The 22,919-nt window shown below is 76.3% G+C and carries 23 protein-coding genes and 1 pseudogene; 11 read left to right on the top strand and 13 right to left on the bottom strand.

The window, feature by feature from the left end:
• Positions 1-3 precede the first annotated feature (3 nt).
• Positions 4-1,581 (top strand): DEAD/DEAH box helicase, encoded by a 1,578-nt coding sequence (locus BJ961_RS00750; protein WP_271319400.1) that lies wholly within the window; start codon positions 4-6, stop codon positions 1,579-1,581.
• Positions 1,582-1,638: 57 nt separating this feature from the next.
• On the top strand, positions 1,639-1,983 hold the full coding sequence (locus BJ961_RS00745) for an SCO5918 family protein (RefSeq protein ID WP_271319399.1): 345 nt from the start codon (positions 1,639-1,641) through the stop codon (positions 1,981-1,983).
• Between the two features lie 2 nt (positions 1,984-1,985).
• On the opposite strand, the gene BJ961_RS00740 is transcribed toward BJ961_RS00745, so the two are convergent.
• From BJ961_RS00740 to BJ961_RS00715, 5 genes and pseudogenes are all read right to left on the bottom strand, one after another.
• Positions 1,986-2,339 (bottom strand): DUF952 domain-containing protein, encoded by a 354-nt coding sequence (locus tag BJ961_RS00740; RefSeq protein WP_271319398.1) that lies wholly within the window; start codon positions 2,337-2,339, stop codon positions 1,986-1,988.
• Complete coding sequence (locus BJ961_RS00735; protein ID WP_271319397.1) at positions 2,336-2,662, bottom strand: hypothetical protein; 327 nt, start codon at positions 2,660-2,662, stop codon at positions 2,336-2,338. Before BJ961_RS00735 ends, BJ961_RS00740 begins: the two co-directional genes overlap by 4 nt.
• 225 nt (positions 2,663-2,887) lie before the next feature.
• Complete coding sequence (locus BJ961_RS00725; RefSeq protein ID WP_003975205.1) at positions 2,888-3,379, bottom strand: RNA polymerase sigma factor; 492 nt, start codon at positions 3,377-3,379, stop codon at positions 2,888-2,890.
• A gap of 40 nt (positions 3,380-3,419) precedes the next feature.
• A pseudogene (locus BJ961_RS00720) lies at positions 3,420-4,045 on the bottom strand (class F sortase).
• Positions 4,042-4,428 carry a Tat pathway signal sequence domain protein gene (locus BJ961_RS00715; protein WP_271319396.1) on the bottom strand — a complete coding sequence of 129 codons (387 nt, stop codon included), beginning with the start codon at positions 4,426-4,428 and terminating at the stop codon, positions 4,042-4,044. Before BJ961_RS00715 ends, BJ961_RS00720 begins: the two are co-directional and overlap by 4 nt.
• Positions 4,429-4,649: 221 nt before the next feature.
• On the opposite strand from BJ961_RS00715, the gene BJ961_RS00710 reads away from it, so the two are divergent.
• A complete protein-coding gene (locus BJ961_RS00710; protein WP_271319395.1) occupies positions 4,650-5,651 on the top strand; it encodes an NAD-dependent epimerase/dehydratase family protein in 1,002 nt (333 codons plus the stop codon).
• Between the two features lie 516 nt (positions 5,652-6,167).
• On the opposite strand, the gene BJ961_RS00705 is transcribed toward BJ961_RS00710, so the two are convergent.
• Together BJ961_RS00705 and BJ961_RS00700 are read right to left on the bottom strand one after the other, a co-directional pair.
• Positions 6,168-7,280, bottom strand: a complete 1,113-nt coding sequence (locus tag BJ961_RS00705; protein ID WP_271319394.1) for a sensor histidine kinase — start codon at positions 7,278-7,280, stop codon at positions 6,168-6,170.
• 2 nt (positions 7,281-7,282) lie between these two features.
• Positions 7,283-8,068, bottom strand: coding sequence for a response regulator transcription factor (locus BJ961_RS00700; protein WP_271319393.1), 786 nt, complete (start codon positions 8,066-8,068; stop codon positions 7,283-7,285).
• Positions 8,069-8,183: 115 nt separating this feature from the next.
• Between BJ961_RS00700 and BJ961_RS00695 the strand changes: the two genes are divergently transcribed.
• From BJ961_RS00695 to BJ961_RS00685, 3 genes are read left to right on the top strand one after another with little or no spacing between them, the layout of a single operon-like run.
• Positions 8,184-8,912 (top strand): glycosyltransferase family 2 protein, encoded by a 729-nt coding sequence (locus tag BJ961_RS00695; RefSeq protein ID WP_271319392.1) that lies wholly within the window; start codon positions 8,184-8,186, stop codon positions 8,910-8,912.
• 5 nt (positions 8,913-8,917) lie between these two features.
• Positions 8,918-9,547: a TIGR04282 family arsenosugar biosynthesis glycosyltransferase gene (locus tag BJ961_RS00690; protein WP_271416930.1), complete on the top strand. Its 630-nt coding sequence runs from the start codon at positions 8,918-8,920 to the stop codon at positions 9,545-9,547.
• 14 nt (positions 9,548-9,561) lie between these two features.
• Positions 9,562-10,335: a class I SAM-dependent methyltransferase gene (locus BJ961_RS00685; RefSeq protein WP_271416929.1), complete on the top strand. Its 774-nt coding sequence runs from the start codon at positions 9,562-9,564 to the stop codon at positions 10,333-10,335.
• A 349-nt stretch (positions 10,336-10,684) separates the two neighbouring features.
• Here BJ961_RS00685 and BJ961_RS00680 read toward each other — a convergent pair whose 3' ends face one another.
• Entirely contained in the window at positions 10,685-11,923 is a 1,239-nt protein-coding gene (locus BJ961_RS00680) for a molybdopterin-dependent oxidoreductase (protein WP_271319391.1), read from the bottom strand.
• 113 nt (positions 11,924-12,036) lie between these two features.
• Here BJ961_RS00680 and BJ961_RS00675 point away from each other — a divergent pair, with 113 nt between their 5' ends.
• Positions 12,037-13,377: a hypothetical protein gene (locus BJ961_RS00675; protein WP_271319390.1), complete on the top strand. Its 1,341-nt coding sequence runs from the start codon at positions 12,037-12,039 to the stop codon at positions 13,375-13,377.
• A gap of 57 nt (positions 13,378-13,434) precedes the next feature.
• On the opposite strand, the gene BJ961_RS00670 is transcribed toward BJ961_RS00675, so the two are convergent.
• On the bottom strand, positions 13,435-13,638 hold the full coding sequence (locus BJ961_RS00670; protein WP_059299396.1) for a cold-shock protein: 204 nt from the start codon (positions 13,636-13,638) through the stop codon (positions 13,435-13,437).
• Positions 13,639-13,890: 252 nt separating this feature from the next.
• On the bottom strand, positions 13,891-14,232 hold the full coding sequence (locus BJ961_RS00665; RefSeq protein ID WP_271319389.1) for a MerR family transcriptional regulator: 342 nt from the start codon (positions 14,230-14,232) through the stop codon (positions 13,891-13,893).
• A 221-nt stretch (positions 14,233-14,453) separates the two neighbouring features.
• On the opposite strand from BJ961_RS00665, the gene BJ961_RS00660 reads away from it, so the two are divergent.
• Positions 14,454-16,457 (top strand): SpoIIE family protein phosphatase, encoded by a 2,004-nt coding sequence (locus tag BJ961_RS00660; RefSeq protein WP_271319388.1) that lies wholly within the window; start codon positions 14,454-14,456, stop codon positions 16,455-16,457.
• Between the two features lie 233 nt (positions 16,458-16,690).
• On the opposite strand, the gene BJ961_RS00655 is transcribed toward BJ961_RS00660, so the two are convergent.
• Positions 16,691-17,941, bottom strand: a complete 1,251-nt coding sequence (locus BJ961_RS00655) for a sensor histidine kinase (protein WP_271319387.1) — start codon at positions 17,939-17,941, stop codon at positions 16,691-16,693.
• A 230-nt stretch (positions 17,942-18,171) separates the two neighbouring features.
• On the opposite strand from BJ961_RS00655, the gene BJ961_RS00650 reads away from it, so the two are divergent.
• From BJ961_RS00650 to BJ961_RS00640, 3 genes are read left to right on the top strand one after another with little or no spacing between them, the layout of a single operon-like run.
• Positions 18,172-18,420: a hypothetical protein gene (locus BJ961_RS00650; RefSeq protein ID WP_271319386.1), complete on the top strand. Its 249-nt coding sequence runs from the start codon at positions 18,172-18,174 to the stop codon at positions 18,418-18,420.
• Positions 18,417-19,169 (top strand): ABC transporter ATP-binding protein, encoded by a 753-nt coding sequence (locus BJ961_RS00645; protein ID WP_271319385.1) that lies wholly within the window; start codon positions 18,417-18,419, stop codon positions 19,167-19,169. The genes BJ961_RS00650 and BJ961_RS00645 overlap by 4 nt, the downstream gene beginning before the upstream one ends.
• Positions 19,170-19,172: 3 nt before the next feature.
• A complete protein-coding gene (locus BJ961_RS00640; RefSeq protein ID WP_271319384.1) occupies positions 19,173-21,710 on the top strand; it encodes an FtsX-like permease family protein in 2,538 nt (845 codons plus the stop codon).
• Here BJ961_RS00640 and BJ961_RS00635 read toward each other — a convergent pair.
• Positions 21,707-22,342, bottom strand: coding sequence for a DNA topoisomerase IV subunit B family protein (locus BJ961_RS00635; protein WP_271319383.1), 636 nt, complete (start codon positions 22,340-22,342; stop codon positions 21,707-21,709). The two genes, BJ961_RS00640 and BJ961_RS00635, sit on opposite strands and share 4 nt — an antisense overlap.
• Positions 22,342-22,854 (bottom strand): hypothetical protein, encoded by a 513-nt coding sequence (locus tag BJ961_RS00630; RefSeq protein WP_271319382.1) that lies wholly within the window; start codon positions 22,852-22,854, stop codon positions 22,342-22,344. Before BJ961_RS00630 ends, BJ961_RS00635 begins: the two co-directional genes overlap by 1 nt.
• Positions 22,855-22,919 lie beyond the last annotated feature (65 nt).

Raw genomic sequence — 22,919 nt, 5'->3', positions numbered from 1 at the left:
CCCATGAACCGCGTACGCACCAACGACCGCCGACGCTCCGGTGAGGCCCCCCGCCGCTCCCGCTCGGGCGGCGGCCGCCCCCAGAACTCCGGCCGCAGGCCGGCCGCCGCGTCCCAGGGCGGCGAGTTCGCCCTGCCCAAGACGATCACCCCGGCGCTGCCCGCCGTCGAGACGTTCGCCGAACTCGACCTCCCGGCCCGCATGCTGACCGCGCTCGGCGACGAGGGCGTGAGCGTGCCGTTCCCGATCCAGGCGGCGACCCTGCCGAACTCCGTGGCCGGCCGGGACGTCCTCGGCCGCGGCCGCACCGGTTCGGGCAAGACCCTCGCCTTCGGTCTCGCCCTGCTGGCCCGCACGGCCGGCAGGCGCGCCGAGCCGCGGCGTCCGCTCGCCCTGGTCCTCGTCCCGACCCGTGAGCTGGCCCAGCAGGTCACCGACGCGCTCGCCCCGTACGCCCGTGCCGTGGGCCTCAGGTCGGCCACCGTCGTCGGCGGCATGTCCATCGGCCGGCAGGCCGGGGCGCTGCGGTCCGGCGCCGAGGTCGTCGTCGCGACGCCCGGGCGGCTCAAGGACCTCATCGACCGCGGCGACTGCTCCCTCGGCGACGTCACCATCACGGTGCTGGACGAGGCCGACCAGATGACCGACATGGGCTTCATGCCGCAGGTCACCGCCCTGCTCGACCAGGTGCAGCCGGACGGGCAGCGGATGCTGTTCTCCGCCACCCTGGACCGCAACGTCGACAAGCTGGTCCGCCGCTACCTGACGGACCCGGTGGTCCACTCCGTCGACCCGTCGGCCGGTGCCGTCACCACGATGGAGCACCACGTGCTGCACGTGCACGAGGAGGACAAGCAGCGCACGACCGTCGAGATCGCGGCGCGCGACGGCCGGGTCATCATGTTCCTGGACACCAAGCACCGGGTGGACCGGCTGGTGAAGCACCTGCTGAAGAGCGGTGTGCGCGCCGCCGGCCTGCACGGCGGCAAGTCCCAGCCGCAGCGCACCCGGACCCTCGCCCAGTTCAAGGACGGGCAGGTGACGGCGCTGGTGGCGACCAACGTCGCGGCCCGCGGCATCCACGTCGACAACCTCGACCTCGTCGTCAACGTCGACCCGCCCGGCGACCACAAGGACTACCTGCACCGGGGCGGCCGCACCGCCCGGGCCGGCGAGTCCGGCAGCGTCGTCACGCTGGTGACGCCGGACCAGCGGCGCGACATGACGCGGCTGATGTCCTCGGCCGGTATCACCCCGCAGGTCACGCCCGTCCGCTCGGGCGAGGCGGAGCTGTCCCGGATCACCGGCGCGCAGGCCCCCTCCGGCGTCCCCGTGATCATCACCGCGCCGGTCGTGGAGCGTCCCCGGCGTGCCGCGTCCGGCGGCGGCTCCTCGTCCCGCGGCCGCCGCGGCCGTTCCTCGCAGCAGCGCGGCGGCGGGCAGGGCGCCGCGGCGTCGAACCGCGGCGGCACCGCCGCACAGCCCCGCACCGGCCAGGGCCGCGCCGCCCAGGGGCGGCCCGCCGGCGAGGCGCCGCGCCGCAGGCCGCGCCGCCAGTCCGCAGGCGGCTCGGCGGCCTAGGACTCCCGCCGGGCCACGGTAGAACCCCACCCGCTCCATCCCCCTTGTGGAGGCATCATGCGCTGTGTCATCGCCCGGTACCCGTTCGACCTCACCAAGGCCGGGGTGCTGGACCTGATGAAGGGCATCACGCCCGAAACCGTCACGGGTGAGTCCGTGACGATCGGCCGCCGCCGCTATCCCGTCAAGCAGGTGGGCGAGGTCGTCACCCGGCAGGACCGCCGCGACTTCTCCGGCGGCGAGGTGACCCGGGCCATGGCCCGACTCGGCTTCACCTGCCACCCCGCCCCCGGCGCCGAGCCCGCGCCGGCCCCCGCGGCCACACCGGTCGAGACGGCGTCCGCGCTGCTCGGCGGCAGCACCCTGCTGGGCGGCGGCACCACCACCCCCCAGGACCTCTGAGGTCAGGACAGACCCGCGGCCCGGCCCTCGTCGTCCCAGCGGACCTCCAGCACCCGCCGGACGGTCGCGCGGTCGAGGGGGCCGAGCACGTGCGGGAAGAGGGTGCCCTCGGCGACGCCGGGCGGCGGGGCGGGGTCGGCCGGCTCCCGCACGCACCTCGCGGTGAGCCGGTCCTCGTCGACGAGCAGCGCCACCAGCGGCCGGGGCGCACCGCGGTAGAAGGCGTCGACGACGGCGAGCGTGGTCGCCTCGTCGGGCGAGCAGTGGACGAACCCGTCCTCGGCGAGCGAGGCCGGCGCGTACGGCCGGCCCGGATCGGCCTCCCACTCCGCGAGCGGCACCACGTGGTAGATCATCGGTCCGTTGTAGCAGCCGTGCCGTGCGGCTCGGACATGCCGTCCGGCTCGGACATGCCGCGCAGCTCGGACATGCCCGGCGCCGAGGGCGTGGGCACGGCACTCGGGTCGGTCGACGGCGCCTGCCGGACGGGCGGGTCGCTCGGCTCCGCCGACGGCTGCGAGGGCTGCGACGGTGTGGCGCCGGTCGGCGTGGTGGCCTCGGTCGGCGTACCGGGGCCGGACGTGGGCGCCCGCGTGGCGTCCCGGGGCGGGACCTGTCTCGGGGACGCCTTCGGTGCGGGGCCGACCGGGGCGGGGGCCAGCGGTGGCGCCGGACGCACGGGCGGGGCGGGGGCCGCCCGTGCAGCGGCAGCGCGATCAGGGCGGCGGCGGCAGCGGTCGTCACGGCGCCCGCGGCGGCGCGCAGCAGGCGCCGCCGGGACGCCGCCCGGCGGATCGCCTCGTAGCGGCCCGGCGGCGGGCCGAGGAAGCCGGCGTCCGGACGCAGGACGACCAGCAGCGGATCGTCGCCGTCCGGTTCGAAACCGGGCTCGTCCGTCCCGTCCTCAAGGCGTGTGGTCAAGGCTTCTCCTCAGATGGACGCGGAGCAGTTCGCGGGCCGCGTGCAGGTCGGCCTTGACGGTTCCTTCCTTGCGTCCGGTCAGCACGGACACCTCCCGGATCGGCATGTCGGCGTAGTAGTGGAGCAGGATCGGCACCCGCAACCGCTCCGGCAGGGACTGTACGAGCAGCCGCACCGACGGGTCGGCCTGTTCGGGGTGCGGGCGCACGGCGACCTCCGCGGTGACCCGGCGCACCGCCCGGCGCTCGCGCTCCAGCTTGCGCCAGTGGTCGCGGACGAGGTTGGCGGCGGTGACGTAGAGGAAGCCGCGGGGTTCCTCCACGGACGTCCAGCGGGCCCAGAGCCGGGTGAAGGCCTCCGAGGCGATCTCGTGGGCCGTCTCGTCGTCGTCGACGAGCCGGCGGCACCAGCCGGCGAGGCGCGGATACAGGGCGGCGAACAGTTCGGACGCCGCCCTGTCACGGGACCGTTTCAACGCTCTCCATGGTCGTGAGGGTATGCGGTGCGCACGGGGCCTACGCGCCCTCGGTGGCGCTGAGTCCGGCGAAGACGATCACGTTGTCCCGGTACTCCTGGCCGTCCTGCGGGCCGCCGCAGGTGATGAGGCGCAACTCCGGGCCCGCCACGTCCCCGTAGACGTCGTCCGTGGGGAAGTCGGCCTTCGCGACCGTCCGTACGGCGGTGACCGTGAACTCTGCGGCCGTCCCGTTCTCCAGGCGGGCCTCGATGCGGTCGCCGCGGTGCAGCCGTGCGAGGTGCCGGAAGACGCCGTCCCCGTACCGGCCGACCGTGACGTGGCCGAGGAGGACCGAAGGGCCCCTCTGGCCCGGGGTCGGCGAGTGCCGGTACCAGCCGGCGCGGTCGTCGTCCGTGACGGGCGGGACCTCCACCGTGCCGTCCGACGCCAGCCCCAGCCCCATCACCGGGGTGTCGACCCCGATGGCGGGGATGCGCAGTCCCACGGGAACCGAACGCGCCAGGGGCCGGGGCGACTTCGCCGGGGCCTGCGCGGGCGGTGCCGTGGTCGCCGCGGCCGCCGGGGGCGCGGGGGCGGCGTCGCCGTCCCCTGGCCTCCGCCGCAGCCGACGAGGAGCGCGGCCAGCGCGGCGGTGGCGAGGACCCGGCCGGGGCGCGGGATCATGCGCCGGTCGCCGCCGCCCGTCGGCGGTGGACGACGAAGAGGACCACGCCGCCCGCGAGGAGCACTCCGCCGGCGCCCGCGCCGATCAGCCCCTGGTCGGTGCCCTGCGTATCCGTGGGCGCCACTCCGGTGTCGGCCGCGCCCCTGGGTACGACGGAGACCTGGCCCTCGGCGGGCGCGGGGGCCGGTGCCTGCGTCGGCTCCTGGGCCGGAACGCTGACGGACGGCACGGGGGAGGCCTCGCGCGGCTCGGTGCCGGCGCTCGGGGCGCTCTCGGCGGGGGCGGCGGGGACCGGGGTGGGGTCGTCGGCGAACGCGGGCGCGGTGCCCGCCAGTACGGCGGTGCAGGCCAGGGCCACGGCACTGAGGATGGTACGGCGCATCGGGTCGCTCTCTCTCGTCGTCGGCGCGTCCACGCGTCGGCGCGTTCGCCGACCGCGTGGCTGTGACGCGGATCGGACGGAGAGACGAGGCGGGAACCGGGCGGGTTGCAAAGGAATGGCAAAGTCGCCTTCGGCCGTGCCCGCCCCGTCTCCTTACGGACCTGTGACGCCCCGGTCGGGTCGCCCGGCCCGGCATCCGCCGCGGGCCTAGCGTGTGCCGCATGCGCGTACTGGTCACCGGCAGCGCCGGATTCATCGGCTCCCACGTCGTGGAGGCCCTGCGGGAGCGGGGGCACGAGCCCGTCGGCTACGACGTCCGCGAGGACCCCGGCGCCGACGTGCGCGATCCGGCGGCGGTCGCCCGGGCGGTGGCCGGGGTGGACGCCGTGTGCCACCAGGCGGCGATGGTCGGCCTCGGCAACGGTTTCGCCGACGCGGCGGAGTACGTCTCCCGCAACGACCTGGGCACCGCCGTGCTGCTCGCCGCGACGGCCGCCGCGGGCGTGCGGCGGCTGGTGCTCGCCGGATCGATGGTCGTGTACGGGGAGGGGCGCTACGCGTGCCCCCGGCACGGGGTGGTGCGGCCCGGGCCGCGCGCCGTCGCCGACCTGGACGCGGGCCGCTTCGAGCCCGCCTGCCCGGAGTGCGGCGCGGAGCTGTCACCGGGTCTGGTCGGCGAGGACGCCCCGGCCGACCCGCGCAACGTGTACGCCACGACCAAGCTGGCCCAGGAGCACCTGGCCGCCGCCTGGGCCCGGTCGACCGGTGCGACGGCGGTGTCGCTGCGCTACCACAACGTGTACGGCCCCCGGATGCCCCGCGACACCCCGTACGCCGGGGTCGCCTCCTTCTTCCGTTCCGCGCTGGCCCGCGGCGAGGCCCCGCGCGTCTTCGAGGACGGCCGCCAGCGCCGGGACTTCGTGCACGTGAGGGACGTGGCCGCGGCGAACGTCGCGGCGCTGGCGGCCCGCCCGCCGGAGGGCACCCTCACGGCGTACAACACCGGCAGCGGTGAGCCGCACACGGTGGGCGAGATGGCCACCGCCCTGGCCGCCGCCCACGGCGGACCCGAGCCCGTCGTCACCGGCGAGTACCGCCTCGGCGACGTCCGCCACATCACCGCCGACTCGGCACGCCTGCGCACCGAACTGGGCTGGCGGCCGAAGGTCGGATTCGCGGAGGGCATGGAGGAGTTCGCCCGGGCGGGCCTGCGGGGCGCGTGAACGCCGCGGCGCACGGCGCCCCGCCCGGCACCGGTGCGCACGAACCGTGTGCCGGGCACGGCAGTCGCGCGCCGTGCGTGCCCTCCGGCACCGGCCAGCACGGGGCCCCGAGCCGCAGATGCCGGCCGTGCACAGGGCCGCGCCGCCCCGCGAGGGGCGCGCACCGGCGGCCGGTGACGGCCTGCGGCGGTCACCGATGCGGGTGGCGACACCGACGACGGCCCACACGGCACGGACCGCAGCCGGTACAGGCCGGTTCCACCCGGCGGCCGTCGCCGACGCGGGGCGTCAGGCGCGATCGCGACACCGGCTACGATCCACGCCTCCGCCCGCCGGGCTCCCCCGCCCACGCGGGGGCGGACCTCCAGCCGGTACCGACCGACGCCGACCCTACGGCGATCGCGACACCGACGACCGCCCCCACCCTCGCCCACCGGGCCCCGGCCCACGCGGGTGCGGACCCGCAGCCGGTGCCGGACGGTTGCGGGTCGCGGGGATCGCGACGTCGGCGGCGGCTCACGCCTCCGCCGTCGGCAGTGTCACCTCGAAGCGGCAGCCGCCGGGGATGTTGCGGACCGTGGCGCGGCCGCGGTGGGCCTCGACGATGCCGCGGACGATGGCGAGGCCCAGGCCCGCCCCGGCCGGCGGCGTACGGGCGTGGGTGCCGCGCCAGCCGGTGTCGAAGACGCGCGGCAGGTCCTCCTCGGGGATGCCGCCGCAGCCGTCGGTCACGGAGACCACCACGCCGTCGGCGGACCGCTCGGCGGCGACCGCGACCGTGCCGTCGGCGGGGGTGCGGCGGATCGCGTTGACCAGCAGGTTGCCCAGGACCCGTGTCATCTCCCTGCCGTCCACCTCGACCGGCACGGCCGCCACGGCGTCGCCGACCAGCCGCACCCCGTGCTCGCGCGCGAGCGGGTCCGCACCCGCGAGGGCGTCGCCGACCAGGTCGTAGAGTGAGATGCGGGCCGGGGCGAGGGCGAGCGCGCCGGCGTGGATGCGGGAGAGTTCGAAGAGGTCGCCGACCATGTCGTTGAGGCGTTCCACCTCGGTGCGGATCTGCCGCAGGTAGCGGTCGGGGTCGGCGGCGACGCCGTCCTCCAGCGCCTCGGACATGGCACGCAGCCCGGCCAGCGGGGTGCGCAGGTCGTGCGAGATCCAGGCGACCAGCTCGCGCCGCGAGGTCTCCAGGGCCCGCTCCCGCTCCCTGGACTGCGCGAGCCGGGCACTGGTGGCCGCCAGTTCGCGGCTGAGCGCGTCCAGTTCGGCGGTCGCCGGGGTGGTGGGGGCGGCGTAGTCCCCGTCGTCGCCGAACGACCGCGCCGCGTCGGCCAGTTCGCGGCTGCGGGCGACCACCCAGCGGCCCAGCAGCAGCGCGGTGGCCAGGGAGACGACGGCCGCCATCGCCACGACGGTGGTGACGACGGACAGGTCGTGCGGGGACAGGAACATCGCCCAGGCGACGGCCAGCGTGCCGGCGAGCATCGCGAGGACGGCGACCGCCGCCACCACGGCCAGCGACGCCGTCAGCGACCGCCGCCGGATCAGCCGCAGCACGGCCGCGCCCACCAGGCCGGTGGCGGCGGCACCGGCGAAGGCGTACAGGGCGATGAGGAGGGTGGCGTGCACGGTCAGCCCGCCTGCCGGCCGGCGGCGTCGAAGCGGTAGCCCACGCCCCACACCGTCTGGATCAGCCGGGGCCGGGCGGGATCGTCCTCGACCTTGCCGCGCAGCCGCCGGACGTGGACGGTGACGGTGGACAGGTCGCCGAAGTCCCATCCCCACACCTCGCGCATCAGTTCCTCCCGCGCGAACGCCCGCCCGGGGTACCGCAGGAAGAAGACGAGGAGGTCGAACTCGCGCAGGGTGAGGGCCAGTTCGATGCCGTCCTTGGTGGCCCTGCGGGCGGCGGGGTCGGCGGTCAGGCCGGCCGCGGACGGCGGGCGCGGCGTCGCGGCGGGCCGGGTGCGGCGCAGGACGGACTCCACCCGCAGCACCAGCTCCCGCGGGCTGAACGGCTTGGTCACGTAGTCGTCGGCGCCGACCTCCAGGCCGAGGACGCGGTCGTCCTCGTCGCCCCGTGCGGTCAGCATGATGACCGGCACGGGGCCCCGGTCGCGCAGCCGCCGGCACACCTCCAGGCCGTCCATGCCGGGCAGCATCAGGTCGAGGACCACCAGGTCGGGCCGGTGTGCGTCGGCCCGGGTGAGCGCGGCCGGCCCGTCACCGGCGCGGTCCACGCGGTAACCGGCGCGGTCGAGGTACCCGGCCACGACCTCCGCGACGGTGGGGTCGTCGTCGACGACGAGGACCCGGGCCGGAGCGGCGGCCGCCGGTCCCGGCCCGCCCGGCGGCCCGCCCCGGGACCCGCCCGCGAAGACGGCGTCCGGGGTGGCTGAGTCGTACGGCTGCTCCATGCTCACCAGCCTCGCACCGCGTGGTCGCCGGTGGGCCCGTCGCGCGCGGCCGGGGTCGCGACGTCCGTGTTTCGTAAGGAGTCGAAGTCCGTTTCGCCCGATTCCGCTTCGTAGGGTGACAGCCGTGACCACCTCGCCCGCTCCGGACGTCGACGTCGTACTGCCCTGCCTGGACGAGGCCGGTGCCCTCCCCTGGGTCCTGGCCCGTGTCCCGGCCGGCTGGCGTGCGCTCGTCGTCGACAACGGCTCCACCGACGGCTCGGCGGACCTCGCCCGCTCCCTCGGCGCCACGGTGGTGACCGAGCCCCGCCGCGGGTTCGGCGCCGCCTGCCACGCCGGGCTGAGCGCCGCGACCGCCGACATCGTCTGCTTCTGCGACTGCGACGCCTCCCTCGACCCGTCCCTGCTGGCGCCCTTCGTGCGCGAGGTCCGCGCCGGCACCTCCGACCTGGTGCTCGGCCGCCGACGACCGCAGGCCAGGGGCGCGTGGCCGGTGCACGCCCGCGCGGGCAACCTCGCCCTCGCCCGGATGCTGCGCCGCCGCACCGGACTGCGGCTGCACGACCTCGGCCCGCTGCGCGCCGCCCGCCGCGAGCGGCTGCTCGACCTCGCCCTCACCGACCGGCGCAGCGGCTACCCGCTGCAGATGGTGGTGCGGGCCGCCGACGCGGGCTGGCGGGTCGCCGAGCACGACGTCCCCTACCTGCCCCGCACCGGCGCCTCGAAGGTGACCGGCACCTGGCGCGGCACCTGGCACGCCGTACGGGACATGCGCCGCGTACTGGCCGAGCCGCCCGTCCGGCCGGGCGCGAGTGACGCGGCCCGCGAAGGGAACTCACGATGAGCATGGTGAACACCCTCCTCGTCATCGCCAAGGAGCCGCGCCCCGGCCGGGTCAAGACCCGGCTCACCCCGCCGTTCACCCCCGCCGAGGCGGCCGCACTGGCCGAGGCGGCCCTCGCCGACACCCTGACCGCCGTGGCCGCGACGCCCGCCCGGCGCCGGGTCCTGGTGCTCGACGGCGCCCCCGGGCCCTGGCTGCCGCCCGGCTTCGACGTCGTCCCGCAGTGTTCGGGCGGCCTCGACGCCCGGCTCGCGGACGCCTTCGCCGGGTGCGCGGGGCCCGCCCTGCTGATCGGGATGGACACTCCCCAGGTGACGCCGGCCCTCCTCGACGTGGACTTCCACGACGTCGACGCGTACTTCGGCCCGGCCGAGGACGGCGGCTTCTGGGCCCTGGGCCTGGCCCGCCCCGACCCCGTCCTGCTGCGGGGCGTGCCCATGTCGACGCCGGTGACGGGGGCCGTGCAGCGCGAGCGGCTCCTGACGGCGGGGCTGCGGGTGCGCGACCTGCCGCCGCTGCGCGACGTCGACACCGCGGCCGACGCCCGCGCCGTCGCCGCCCTGGCCCCGCACGGCCGGTTCGCCGCCCGGCTCGCGGCGCGCACACCGGCCGTCGGGAAGGGCGTGAGCCGGTGAAGGGCGCCGCGCGGCTGGACGCCGGCCGGCGGTCGACGCTCCCCGCCGCCCGCGCCTGGGAAACCTCCGGCCCCTACGCCGCGGCCCTGCGGTCGGGACACGGACCGCTGTTCCTGCGCCGCACCGATGGCCGGCTCCTGCCCCTGGACGTGGAGCGCTGGTGCGGGCGGGCCGACGCCGTCGACCTGGAGGTCCTCGACCGGTGCGAGGGCGCCGTCCTCGACGTGGGCTGCGGACCGGGCAGGTTCGTCGCGGAACTCGCCGCCCGGGGCCGTACCGTCCTCGGCATCGACGTCAGCGAGGCCGCCGTGACCCGCACCCTGGGGCTCGGGGGGCAGTCCCTGCGGCGCTCCGTGTTCGAGCCGCTGCCCGGCGAGGGACGCTGGGACACCGTCCTCCTCATGGACGGCAACATCGGCATCGGCGGCGACCCCCGCGGCCTGCTGCGCCGCGTCGCCGCGCTGCTCGCACCCGGCGGCCTGCTGATCGCCGAGACCGCCGGGGACGACATCGACGAGCGGGCTCGCGTGCAGGTCGTCGGCGTCACCGGCCGCGCGGCCGGCCACCCGTTCGCCTGGGCGCGGGTCGGCACCCCCGCCCTCGTCGGCCACGCGCGCTGCGCCGGCTGGCGCCCCGCCGCTCAGTGGACGTCGGGGGAGCGCCGTTTCGTCGCGCTGCGCGGCAGCCGCAGCGCCAGCAGCAGCGCCGAGCCGCCGAACAGCGCCGCCGTGACGAGCAGCCAGCGGGTGAGGAACCCGTCCGCCGACAGTCCGGTGACCCCGGCGTAGGCGGCGTCGACCCGGCCGCCGATCAGCGGGAACCACACCAGCAGGAGCAGTCCGGAGAAGGCCGCGGGGAACCGGACGTACACGGTCCACGCACGGTGGTGCACCGCGTCGAGCCCGCCCGTGAGGGCACGGTCCAGCACCGAGTACAGCGGCAGCAGCACCAGGTCGTGCAGGAGCGCCGCCCCCACGAACCAGAGGGCCACGCCGAGCCAGTCGCCGGCGAGCAGCCGTACGCCCGCGTAGCCCGCGAGCGCGAAGGAGCAGACCAGCAGGAGGATCTGGAAGGGGCTGCCGATCGCGGGCCGCCGTCCACGCGGGCCGCGTGGGCCGCGCGGCCCGCGTACGGGGCTCATGCGAGGTCTCCGAACGTCATCCGGGCCACCCACTTGGTGTTCAGCACGCCGGGCGCGGCGGGCACGATGATCCGGGCCGGGTGGCCGTGGTCCCGGCTCAGCTCCGCGCCGTTGACGTACAGGGCGAGCAGGGAGCGCGGGTCGGCCACCTGGTTGGCGCGCAGGGCCCCGCTGCGGAAGGCGCCGCGCCGCTGGAGGGACTCGACGAACAGGTCCGGCGGGTGGTCCTCGTGGCCGACGCGCGCGGCCAGGTCCCGCAGCCGCACGCCGCGCCACAGCTGGTCGGAGGTCGACCAGCCCTCGACGCAGGCGATGGGCAGGGCCGCGCTGTGCTGGTCCATGGCGAGGAGGTCGGCCCGGCTGAACCGGACGGTACCCGAGCGCCCCGTGACGACGAGCCGCCAGGTGTCGTCGCGGGTGTCGGCCGGGTCGATGCCCACGTGGGCGGCCGTCTTGTTGATCTGGAAACCGTTCGGGCCGCCGCCCGGCTCGGGCCCGCCGTGCGGGGAGAGCACGGCGGTGGCCCGCAGCGGCCCGTCGAAGCCGCGCCCCGCGTTCGTGGCGAACATCAGCAGTGAGCCGCCCCCGACGAACCACAGGGCCCCGCGCCGCGTGACGGTGGGCGCGGCCGGCCGCGGGGAGACCAGGTCGTCGCGCTCCTCGCGCATCGCCCGGAGGTTGCGCAGCGCCGACGGCACCTTCAGCACGGCGTGCGCGACGAACGCGGCGAAGAACACCCACGCGCCGTAGAAGTGCAGGGGGTAGAAGGAGCCCGGGAAGAGGTAGTCCAGCTGGATGTTGAGCACCCCGGTGACGAACTCGAACAGCGCGCCCCCGACCAGCAGCAGCAGCGAGAGCCGCTCCAGGGCGTGGGCGAGCGAGCGGACCGGCGGCAGCGTGAACAGCCTCGGCACCACCGACCACAGCTTCGCCAGCAGCACCGGGATCAGCACCAGCCCGAGCGTGACGTGGACCCCCTGGGTGAGGCGGTACAGCCAGGGCGGGTCGGTCGGCCAGGCGAACAGGTAGAAGCCGAGGATCCCCTTGTCCGGGGTCTTGTCGTTGACCGGCGCCAGGTCCGGGTTGTAGGCGGCGTAGGACAGCAGGCCCGTCACGAACAGCACCGTGATGCCGACGAGCAGGACGAGGCCGAGCACCGACGTGAACCAGGGGCCGCGCAGCGGGCTGCGCCAGAAGCCCGGAGAGGACGGAAGCCGTGGGGCGAGGTCGCGCATGTCCCGACCGTAGGCCGCGACCCACCCCCCGGACGGCCCGCGACCCATGACGAAACGCTGACGTCCGCCGTGTGCGCCGTCCGACGCGCGATCCTGCGTCCTACGGTGCCGGTGTGACCCGCCTCCGCCCCGTCCCCCGCGACCTGTGCGCCGCCGCGGCGGCCGTGCTCCTCGTGGTGGCCGCCATCGTCGTCGGCCGCACCGTGTACACCTACGACGACCTGATCGTCGGCTGGCCGCCCCTGCTGGGCCGCTGGGACCCGCACCCGGGCCCCGGCACCCCGGCCGCCGTGGCGGTCGCGGTGGCGGTCGTGGTGTACGGACCGTCCGTCGCCGCCCGGCTGCCGTGGCGCGCGCTGCCGCCCGCGGCCTGGGGCACGGCGATGGCCTGGACCTGGTCGCTGGCCCTGATCGACGGCTGGGAACGGGGCATCGCCGGGCGGCTCACCACGAGCCAGGAGTACCTCTCGGTCATCGACCGCTGGCACGACATCCCGGCGACGCTGCGCGACTTCAACGGACACATCCTGCTCCACTCCCCCGACAACTGGCCCGCCCACGTCGCCGGTCATCCTCCGGCGTCCACGCTCACCTATGTGCTGCTCGACCGGATCGGGCTCGGCGGCGGGGGCTGGGCCGGGGCCCTGACCATCACCGTGGGCGCGACGGGCTGCGCGGCCGTGCTGGTCGCGGTGCGGGCCCTGTCCGGCGAGGGGCTCGCCCGGCGGGCGGCGCCGTTCCTGGCCCTGGCCCCGGCCGCGGTGTGGATGGGCACCTCGGCCGACGGCTACTTCGCGGCGGTCGCCGCGTGGGCGGTGGCGCTGCTGGCCCTGGCGGTCACCCGGCGCTCACCGGGGTGGGCGGCGGGCTCGGGGCTGCTGTTCGGGCTGACCTGCTACCTCTCGTACGGCCTGACGCTGTTCGCGGTGATCGCGGCCGCGGTGCTCGTGCTCGGCCGACGCGGGGTGCGGGAGCGGCCGGTGCTGCTCGTGCCGCTGCTGGCGGGGGCGGCGGTGGTGCCGGTGGCGTTCACGGCGGTGGGGTTCGACTGGTGGGAGGCGTACCGCCTGCTGGTCGAGAGGTACTACGAGGGCGCGGCGGGCGTCCGCCCCTACGCGTACTGGGTGTGGGCCAACCTGGCCTGCACGGTGCTCATCACGGGCCTGGCGACGGTGGCGGGGCTGCGGCGGGCCGGGGGCGTGCTGGTCCGGCGGCGGGCCGGGGGCGTGCGGGCCGAGGAGGTCCGTCTGGCGTTCCTCGTGGCCGCCGCGCTGCTCGCCCTGCTGGCGGCCGACCTGTCCGGCATGAGCAAGGCGGAGACGGAACGCATCTGGCTCCCCTTCGCCCTCTGGCTCCTCCCGGCGTGCGCGTTCCTCACGCGCCCGCGCGGGTGGCTGGCGGCGCAGGCTGTGCTGGCCCTGCTCCTCAACCACCTGCTGGCGACCGGCTGGTGACCGGCCGACGACACACGAAGGGCCCGCACCGTGCGGTGCGGGCCCTCGACGCGTGGGTTACGCGGGGACGATGTTCTCCGCCTGCGGGCCCTTCTGGCCCTGCGTGACGTCGAAGTTGACCCGCTGGCCCTCCTGGAGCTCACGGAAGCCCTGGGCGTTGATGTTCGAGTAGTGGGCGAAGACGTCGGCGCCGCCGCCGTCCTGCGCGATGAAACCGAAGCCCTTTTCGGCGTTGAACCACTTCACGGTACCGGAAGCCATGTCTATTTCTCCTAGGCAGTCTGGAGACCCGCACCGTGCGGGCCTTCTCATCGCTGTGATGATCACCTGCCCGGAAACCCGGTAACACGAATGGCAACCACAACTGCAACTGATGTCCAGCCTAGCATGAAATGAATCGACAACCCGGGATCGAAATCGCCGACAAATGCCACCGCTCCGATCACCGATCCGATTTCTTCCGAGCGCCTTTCCGGTCGTTCCGCGCATATCTGTTTCGCCGGGATGAGGTTTTCATTCGCCGCCGCGGCGGAGTTCCTCGTTCATGCGCAGTGCGGCCTCCAGGTCGTCCTCGAGGCGGACGATGCGGCAGGCGGCCTCGACGGGGGTCGCCTGGTCGACCAGTTCACGGGCGCGGGCGGCGCGGCGCAGTTGCTGGCGCGAGTAGCGGCGGTGGCCGCCCTCCGAACGCGTGGGGCTGATCAGTCCCGCCTCCCCGAGCGAACGGAGGAACCCGGGCGTGGCACCGATCAGCTCGGCCGCCCTGCCCATGGTGTAGGCCGGGTACTGGTCGTCGTCGAGCCGGTCGGCGGCCTGCGGCCGACCTTCGGCGTTCAGCCTGCTCTCCGGGAGCATGCACTACCTTCCCGCGGACCGCCGGGGACACGGACCGCCGCGGGGAATCCGGTTTCCCCCGCACCCGAACTCTAGTCGCGCCCGCCGGAAAGCTGTCGTGGCGAACACACATCCGCAGGGGTTCTCCCGGCCTCGGCAGGGCAGCCGTCGTGTGTCGGCGATGCGTCCGGGCCGGGGCCCGAGGACGATCGGACCACTGGTGCCTTGACTGGAGGGGCGACGTGGCGAACGGTGCGCGGGACGCGGGACGGCGGTGGGCCGCGGAACGGGACTTCTGGCAGCGGGTCGCCGAGCAGCTGGGCAGCGCCCTGGCCGTGATCGACACGGCGGGGCGGATCGTCGCGGTCAACCGGGCCGCCGAGCGGCTGCTGGACCGGACGGCGCCGGACCTGCTCGGGGCGGACGTCCACGACCTGCTCCACCGCGACCCCGACGGGAACCGCATCCCGCGGGAGCGGTGTCCGCTCCTCCAGGCCCTGCGCCGCGGGACCGAGGCGCAGGGCGACGGGGACGCCTACCTGCGCGGGGACGGAACCCCGACGACGGTCGCCTGGTCGGCCTCCCCGCTCGCGGACAACGGCGTCGTACGGGGGACCGCCCTGCTGTTCGCGGCCAGTACGACGGCTGCCGACCGGGGTGCCCGCCGGGAGCGGACCGCCTACACGAGCGCCCTGGAGGACCTGAACGAACGGCTGACGCTCGTCGCGCAGATCACGGACGTACTGGGGCAGACGCTGGAGACCGAGGAGGCGCTGGGCCGGCTCGGCCGCCTCCTGGTGCCCCGGCTGGCGGACTGGGCGGCGGTGGACCTCCTGACCGGCATCGGGGACGAGGTCCACCGCACGGCGGTGACCGGCCCGGCCGGCCGGTACGCCACCCAGGAGGGCTGGCGCGGCCCCCTGCCGCCGAACGGCAGCCCGGACCTGCCGCCACCGGCGCGCGTGCTGAACGGGGGCGAGCCCGTGCTCCAGGGACGGGAGGAACTGGCCGGTGCGGGCGGCGGCGCCGGCGGTGCAGCCGGTGCGGGCGAGGCCCTCGGGGAGGCCGCGGCGGCCGCACGAGTCGCGGGGGACGCCGGGGCCGCAAGGGACACCCGAACCGCAAGCGGCATCGGGACTGCGAGGGGCACCGGGGCCGCAAGCGACACCGCAACCGCAAGAGGCACGGAGACCGCAGGCGACACCGCAGCCGCGGAGGGTGCGGAGACCGCAGGCGACACCGCAGCCGCGGAGGACGCGGAGACCGTGAGCGACAGCGGGACCGGTCTCTCGCTCGGCGCCGTTCACGACGGTTTTCTGCGGGCCGTGGGCGCGACCTCCGCGCTCACGGTGCCGCTGGGGGCGCAAGGTCAGGTCTCCGGCGCCCTGACACTGGTGCGTACCAACCCGGCGCATCCCTTCAACGACGGCGACCTGAAGGTGGTGAGCGACATCGGCCGCAGGGTCGGGCTCGTCATCGACAACGCGCGCCGGTTCGGCCGCCAGCGTGCCGTCGCCGAGGCCATGCAGCGCAACCTGCTCGCCCCGCTGCCCCAGCCCGACGGCATGCACCTGGCCGCCCGCTACCAGCCCGCCCCGGCCGGTTCCCAGGTCGGCGGGGACTGGTACGACGCGTTCGAGCTGAAGGACGGCGCCCTCGCGCTCGTCATCGGCGACGTGGTCGGCCACGACCTGACGGCGGCCGGGGGCATGGCCCAGCTCCACGGCGTCCTGCGCGCCCTGGCCTGGGACCACACCGAACCGCCGGGCGTCATCGTCGACCGCCTCGACGACGCCATGCCGGCGATCACGACCGTGTCGATGGCCACCCTGGTCCTCGCCCGCGTCGAGGGCCGGCCCGACGGCCCGTGGACCCTGCGGTGGACCAGCGCCGGACACCTGCCGCCCCTCCTGCTGACCCCGGACGGCGGCGCCCAGTACCTGGAGGCCGGTCAGGGTCTCCTCCTCGGCACCCGGCTGGGCACGGACGGCCACCGGCCGGAGGCCGCGGTGCCGCTGCCGCCGGGGGCGACGCTGCTCTTCTACACGGACGGCCTGGTCGAGGTGCCGGGCAGCGACCTGGACACCGGCCTCGGCCGGCTGCGCCGCAACGCCCTCGCCCACGCCGACGAGCCGCTGGACACGCTGTGCGACGAGTTGCTGGCCCGGACGCCGCCCGGCAGCACCGACGACGTCGCCCTGCTCGCCGTGCGGCTGCGGGCCGACCCGGACGACACGCGGCCCTAGGGCCGAGGACCAGTACGCCGTACGGGCCGGGCACGGACGACGGACGGGTGCCGCCTCGGCACAGCGCCGACTCCAGGAGCGCAGCGCCCGGACGGTCGCCCCGTCGGCCCGGTTCACCAGCGTGACGCCGAGCGCGGCGTCGTCGATCGCCGGAGGCGGCACCGGTGTCGGGGCCGACGCACGGCGTGCCCCCGGTCCCTCCGCGGTACTGCGGGGCCCACCCCCGGGAGTGGTCACCTGCCGCAGGGGAGGTCCGCCTCCAGGGCGGTGGGGCCGCCGGGCGGGCTGGTCACGCGGAGGGTGCCGTCCAGGGCCGCGACGCGGCGGCGGATGCCGGTCAGGCCCGAACCGGCGTCCTCGTCGGCGCCGCCCCGGCCGTCGTCCTCGATCAGCAGGCGCAGCCGGCCCCCGCGGGCCCGGACCGTGACCGAGGCCCGCTCGGCACCGCTGTGCTTGGCGATGTTCGTCAGCGCCTCGGCGACCACGAAGTACGCCGTCGCCTCGACCGACGCCGCACACCGCTCGGGCACGTCCGTCTCGACGCGGCACGGCACTCCGCAGTCCGCCGCGAGGCCCGACAGCGCCCCCGCGAGCCCGCGGTCGGCCAGGACCTGCGGGAGGATGCCCCGGGCCACCGAACGCAGCTCCGCCAGCGCCTGCTCCGCGGCGGTCTGCGCCCGTTCCAGCAACGCGTCCGCCCCGGCGGGGTCGCGCGCCGCCATCCGCCGCGCCGCGCCCAGCAGCACCGTCACCGACACCAGCCGGTTCTGCGCCCCGTCGTGCAGGGACCGCTCGATCCGGCGCAGCTCGGTGGCGTGCGCGTCCAGCGCCGCCGCCCGGGTCGCGGTCAGTTCCGCCACCCGCAGCGACAGGTCCGCCTCGGGGCCCGCCGCGAGGAGCCGCCGTGCCGGGTCGGCCTGGAGCCGCGCCATGCCCGGGCCCAGCCCCAGGACGATCGCGATCCAGCCCACGCCCAGCAGGGTCGCCGCGAGCGCGTCCAGCCAGGTGTGCGCGGTGCCGACGCCCACGGACGTGGTCGTCGCCTCCTCCGGGCTCAGCCGCCACCACAGGGGGAACGTGGTGTCCCGGACGGCGCAGAGCGGGAGCAGCAGACCGAGCAGGCCCAGGAGGAACCCCCAGGTGGCGTGCCGGAGCAGCCAGCTCAGCTCGCGCCGGGTGGTGGGGTCGGCCAGGGCGGTCCGCAGCCGGGTGGGCGGCGGGTCGGGCGGGACGACGTCGAGGCCGTGACGGGACAGGCGTTCGCGTTCGTGGCGGGCGAGCGCGTGCAGGGCGCGCAGGGCGGTGGGGGCGAGCAGCAGTCCCACGCCGGCCGGCGCGGTCACGGCGGCCACGGCCAGCAGCGCGAGCACGCCCAGCCCCGAGGTCGCCGTGCCGAGCCCGCCGACGAGCTGCCCGGTCGCCGCACCGGCGTCACGCAGGGTCCGTACGGCCGCCTCCCGCACGGACGTCACCGCGGTCGTCATCCACCCGCCTCCTCCATGGCCTGCGCCCCTGTTCCGACGGGGCCGACCCTATGCCGCCCGGGGGCCCGGCGGCGGGTGCGGAAGCGGAAAGTACAGCCTGCTGTACCCCGGACCGGGCGGCCCACGGGATCGGCCCGCGGGGGCCCTGGCCCATAGCGTCGATGACGGACCGGGAGCGAAGTCCGCACAGCCCGCACAGCCCACGCAGCCAGCCCACGGAGGACGCAGCCATGACGCATGAGGACCCCTACCGCCTGAGCACACCCCGGGCCACCCCCGCCGCGGCCGACGGTGCGGGCGCCGTCTCCCGCGGGGACGTGCTGCGCACGCTGCTGTGGGCCGTCGTGGTGATCAGCGTGGTCGCCAACACGGTCGCCTCCTTCGCCGACGCCTCCGTCGTGGTGCACCTGGCCAGCGGCCTGGTCACCGTGCTCGCCGCCGGGACCCTCGTCCTGCGCGGCCTGCGGGGGCGTCGATGAGCACCGCGGTGCGGGCGGCCACCGCGCGCCGGGCGCCCGCCATCGCCCTGGCGCACGTCGGCAAGACGTACACGGGCGGCGTACGGGCCCTCGACGACGTGTCGCTGACCGTGGAGCACGGCACGTTCCTCGCCGTGATGGGGCCCTCGGGCTCCGGCAAGAGCACCCTGATGCACTGCGCCGCCGGGCTGGACTCCCCCACGACGGGCAGCGTCCGCATCGACGGGCGGGAGATCTCGGGGCTGAACGAGACCCGCCGCACCGAACTGCGCCGCGAACACGTCGGCTTCGTGTTCCAGGCGTACAACCTGATCCCCTCGCTCAGCGTCGAGGACAACATCACGCTGCCGCTGCGCCTGGCCGGCCGCGGCCCGGACCGGGACTGGCTGCGCACCCTGACCGAGCGGGTCGGGCTGGCGGACCGGCTCTCGCACCGCCCGGCCGAACTGTCCGGCGGGCAGCAGCAGCGGGCTGCCGTGGTGCGGGCGCTGGCCGCGAAGCCCGCCGTCGTCTTCGCGGACGAGCCGACCGGCGCGCTGGACCTGCGCAGCGCCCACCAGGTCCTCGACCTGCTGCGCGCACTCGTCGACGACCTCGGTCAGACGGTGGTCATGGTCACCCACGACCCGGCCGCCGCCGCCCGGTCGCACCGTGCGCTGGTGATGGCCGACGGCCGCGTGGTCGAGGAGCTGCGGCAGCCGAGCGCACCGCGACTGGCCGAGCGGCTTGTGGCCCTGGGGGAGCGGTAGACCATGCTGCACCTCGCCTGGCGGATGGCCGCCCACCGGATCAGCTCACTGCTCGCCGTGGCGTGCGCGGTCCTGGGCGGAGCGGCGATGATCGCCGCCACCGGTGTACTGGCCGAGTCCGGACTCCGCTCCCAGCTGCCGCCCGGCCGGCTCGGCGGCGCGGACGTCGTGGTCGCGGCCGACCAGGAGTTCCACCCGAGCGGGGACCTGCCGATCGCGCTGCCGGAGCGGGCCGCGGTGCCCGGCCGGGTCGTCGACCGGCTGGCCGCGCTGCCCGGCGTCACCGCGGCGGTCGGCGACATCGGGTTCCCGGCCGCCCTCGTCGACGCCCGCGGGCAGGTCGTGCCGGCCGCCGGGGATCCGCGGACGGCGGGCCACGGCTGGTCCTCCACGGAACTGCTGGCGGACCCGCGGACCGAGGGACGGGCACCGTCCGGCGCCGGCGAGGTCGCGGTGGACGCGGCGGCGGGCGTCGCGGTGGGCGAGCGGGTACGGGTGGTGGCGGGCGGCCGCCCCGCCGCCTCCTACCGGGTCTCCGCGCTGGTCGACGCGCCGGGTGCGGGCGGCGTGTACTTCGCGGACGGGACGGCCGCCGCGCTGGCCGGGCGCGACGCCGGGGGCGGGGGCCCGCGCGCCGGGACCGTCGACCTGATCGGGCTGCGCGTCGCCGACGGCGCCGGGGAGCGGGTCGCCGACGCCGTGCGCGAGGAGGTGGCGGGCACCGGCCTCGTGGTCGCCACCGGCGCCGACCGGGGCGAGGCCGTGGAGCCCGGGGTGGGTTCGGCGCGCTCGCTGCTGATCCTGCTCGCCGGTTCGCTCGGCGGGATCGTGCTGCTGATCACCGGGTTCGTCGTCGCCGGTGCGCTGGGCGTGGCCGTCGCGGGGCAGCGCCGCGACCTGGCGCTGATGCGGGCGGTCGGGGCGACGCCGAAGCAGATCCGCCGCCTGGCCGCCGCGCAGTCGACGGTCGTCGCGGGGGTGGCCCTGGTGCCGGGCACGGCCGTCGGCTACCTGCTGGCGGGCCGCTTCCGCGACCTGCTCGCCGACCGCGGTGTCCTGCCGGACGGCCTCCCCCTCACCGTCGGCCCGCTGCCCGCGCTCGCCACGCTGCTCCTGGTGACCGCGGCGGTACGGCTCTCGGCCCGCTGCGCCGCCTGGCGCACCTCCCGCATGCCGGCCACCGAGGCGGTCGCCGAGTCCCGCAGCGAGCCGCGCACCCCCTCGCGGGTCCGGACGCGCGCCGGGCTGCTGCTGATCCTCGGCGCGTGCGGACTGGCGGTGGTGCCGCTCCTGTCCCGGACCGTCGTCGGGGCCTCCGTCACCTCCGTGGCGGGCATCGTCGCCGCGATCGGCCTGGCCCTGTCCGGCCCCGCGCTGGTCGGGCGCGCGGGCGGGGCGGCCGTACGGCGCCTGCGTCCCGGGGCCGCGGCCCCGACCTGGCTGGCCCTGGCCAACGTGCGCGCCTACGCGCTCCGGCTGGCGGGCGTGGTCAGCCCGCTGGCCATGGCGGTCGTGTTCGTCCTGACGTACGTGTTCACGCAGACCACGGTGCTGGCGGCCACCTCCGGCGACACCCGCGCCGGGACCCTCGCCCAGTACGAGGTGACCGCGCCGGGCCTCGGCGGCCTGCCCTCGGACACCCTGTCCGCCGTACGGGAGGTGCCCGGCGTACGGTCGGCGGCGCCCGCGGGGACGACCTCGGTGGTGTGGGAGTACGAGGAGTTCGGCGATCCCGTGGCCGAGTCGGCCCCGGCGATGATCCTCGCGCCGGACACCCGGGACGTCGTGGACCCGGGCGTCACGGACGGCTCCCTGGAGCACCTGACCGGCGCCACGGTCGCCGTCGGCGCCGAGGCCGCCCGCACCCGCGACGCGGGGCTCGGGAAGCGGGTCCGCCTGGTGCTCGGCGACGGGGCGCGGGTCGAGGCCCGGGTCGTCGCCGTGTACGACCGCGGGCTGGGCTTCGGCCCGGTCGTCCTCTCGCGCGAACTGGCCGCCGGGCACACCACGACCGGCCTCGACCAGAGGATCCTGGTCCGCACCGACGGCACACCCGGCGCGGAGCGGGGGCTGAGCGCGCTGGCCGCCGGCCGTCCCGGCCTCGCCGTCGCGAGCACGGCGGCGGACGGCGGCGGTGCGGACACGCCGCCCGAGGTGTGGGTCAACCTGGCGGTGGTCGTGGTGCTCCTCGGCTACCTGCTCCTGAGCATCGCCAACAAACTGGTCGCCGCCACCGCCCAGCGCCGGTCCGAGATCGCCGCCCTGCGCCTGGTCGGTACGACGCCGCGGCAGATCCGCGCGATGATGCGCCGCGAGGCCGCGGTGGTCGCCGTCGCGGCCCTCGCCTCCGGCCTGCTCCTGTCCGCCGTGCCCCTCGCCCTCCTGGGCCAGGGCTTCCTCGGCCGCCCGTGGCCCGCGGGGCCCGCCTGGCTCCTCCCGGCGGCGGCCGCCACGGTGGCCCTGACCTCCTGGCTCACCGTCGAACTCCCCACCCGCCACGCCCTGCGCACCCCGCCGGCGGAGGCGCTGCGGGCGGCTTAGGGGGCGTCGGAGGTGCGCCGGTCGTCGACCCGCACCTCCAGGTGGGGCCAGGCCCCGACGAGGCGTGAAAGGTCGGCGGCCTCCGGTACGGGGCCCGGAACCAGCGACCGGTCCGGCACGAACCGGACCAGGGTCCCGGTCGTGCCGTCGGCCTCGACGGGTTCGAGCCCGGTGACGGGGACGCCGTACTCGTAGCGCCGGGTCCAGGCCCCGTCGAGGCGCCGGTTGGTGTGGACGAGCCACTCGCTGAGCGCCGCGACCACGGACACACCGCGCCGGGGACGGCCGTCCGGCAGCATCTCGGCCCCCGGGAAGTCGAAGAAGCGCAGGTCCTTCGTGGCCATGACGGGCTTCCGCACTCTCCGCCCGTCCTCGGCCACCCGCGTGTCCGTGCCCCGCCCGTCGTCCCGGACGCAGAGGGAACCGTCCGGACGGAGACCGACGACGCACCGTCCACCGCCCCGGTCCGACGCCTCGTCGGCGGCGTAGGCGAGTACCTCCAGTACGAGGTGCAGGGGCCCGCCCGGCGCGAACTCGGCCGCCCGCCGCCGGATGTGCGCCACGTGCGCCGCGTCGGTGTCGGCGGCCCAGTCGTGGGTGGTGCCGTCCCGGGAACCCCTCGTCGCGTCCATCAGACGGAGGCCGCCGTCCACTGCCGCAGCAGGGCCAGGCGCTGGTCCCGGGTGGGGGCGACGTCGTCGGGCTCGTCCCGCCGCCAGTCGGTCAGCTCGCCGACGGGGGTGGTGCCGTCGGCGAGGCGGGTGAGGAGGGTGCGGGAGAGGGCGTACTCGTCCGGGGTGTGGATGCCGCCGGTGACGGCGGCCAGGACGTTGGCCTCGACCGCGCCCTCGTGCTCCGTCTCCACCCGCACCGTGAAGGCCGGCGGGAGTTCGCCGTCGCCCGTGATCAGCACGAGGACCGAGTCGAACGCCATGGACGCCAGCCGCCGCGCGGCGGACCGCACGGCCACGTCGCGCACGTCCAGCCCCGTGATCTCGTCCCAGGTCCAGGACCGGCCGCCCTGCCCGAGCCCGAGGATCTCCACCCCGTCCTCGGTCAGCCGCGCCCCGGGCGCCGTACCGGTGGGTTCGGACCCCACGTACACACAGTCCTCGGTGATCCAGAACAGGCCGACCATGGTCATGGCGCGTCTCCCCCAACGGTGCGGATGTCGCTGTCGCTGGGGGAGACGTGCCTGGTCACGCGGAG

It is taken from the genome of Streptomyces lienomycini, from assembly GCF_027947595.1.
GTDB classification, from domain to species: domain Bacteria; phylum Actinomycetota; class Actinomycetes; order Streptomycetales; family Streptomycetaceae; genus Streptomyces; species Streptomyces lienomycini.
This window is presented reverse-complemented; position numbering and strand designations above follow the sequence as displayed.

Bases quoted from the DNA above. Each gene is read 5' to 3' on its own strand.
- BJ961_RS00750 (WP_271319400.1), top strand. From the start codon at position 4: ATGAACCGCGTACGCACCAACGACCGCCGACGCTCCGGTGAGGCCCCC.
- BJ961_RS00745 (WP_271319399.1), top strand. From the start codon at position 1,639: ATGCGCTGTGTCATCGCCCGGTACCCGTTCGACCTCACCAAGGCCGGG.
- BJ961_RS00740 (WP_271319398.1), bottom strand. From the start codon at position 2,339: ATGATCTACCACGTGGTGCCGCTCGCGGAGTGGGAGGCCGATCCGGGC.
- BJ961_RS00715 (WP_271319396.1), bottom strand. From the start codon at position 4,428: ATGCGCCGTACCATCCTCAGTGCCGTGGCCCTGGCCTGCACCGCCGTA.
- BJ961_RS00710 (WP_271319395.1), top strand. From the start codon at position 4,650: ATGCGCGTACTGGTCACCGGCAGCGCCGGATTCATCGGCTCCCACGTC.
- BJ961_RS00700 (WP_271319393.1), bottom strand. From the start codon at position 8,068: ATGGAGCAGCCGTACGACTCAGCCACCCCGGACGCCGTCTTCGCGGGC.
- BJ961_RS00680 (WP_271319391.1), bottom strand. From the start codon at position 11,923: ATGCGCGACCTCGCCCCACGGCTTCCGTCCTCTCCGGGCTTCTGGCGC.
- BJ961_RS00670 (WP_059299396.1), bottom strand. From the start codon at position 13,638: ATGGCTTCCGGTACCGTGAAGTGGTTCAACGCCGAAAAGGGCTTCGGT.
- BJ961_RS00665 (WP_271319389.1), bottom strand. From the start codon at position 14,232: ATGCTCCCGGAGAGCAGGCTGAACGCCGAAGGTCGGCCGCAGGCCGCC.
- BJ961_RS00655 (WP_271319387.1), bottom strand. From the start codon at position 17,941: ATGACGACCGCGGTGACGTCCGTGCGGGAGGCGGCCGTACGGACCCTG.
- BJ961_RS00650 (WP_271319386.1), top strand. From the start codon at position 18,172: ATGACGCATGAGGACCCCTACCGCCTGAGCACACCCCGGGCCACCCCC.
- BJ961_RS00645 (WP_271319385.1), top strand. From the start codon at position 18,417: ATGAGCACCGCGGTGCGGGCGGCCACCGCGCGCCGGGCGCCCGCCATC.
- BJ961_RS00640 (WP_271319384.1), top strand. From the start codon at position 19,173: ATGCTGCACCTCGCCTGGCGGATGGCCGCCCACCGGATCAGCTCACTG.
- BJ961_RS00635 (WP_271319383.1), bottom strand. From the start codon at position 22,342: ATGGACGCGACGAGGGGTTCCCGGGACGGCACCACCCACGACTGGGCC.
- BJ961_RS00630 (WP_271319382.1), bottom strand. From the start codon at position 22,854: ATGACCATGGTCGGCCTGTTCTGGATCACCGAGGACTGTGTGTACGTG.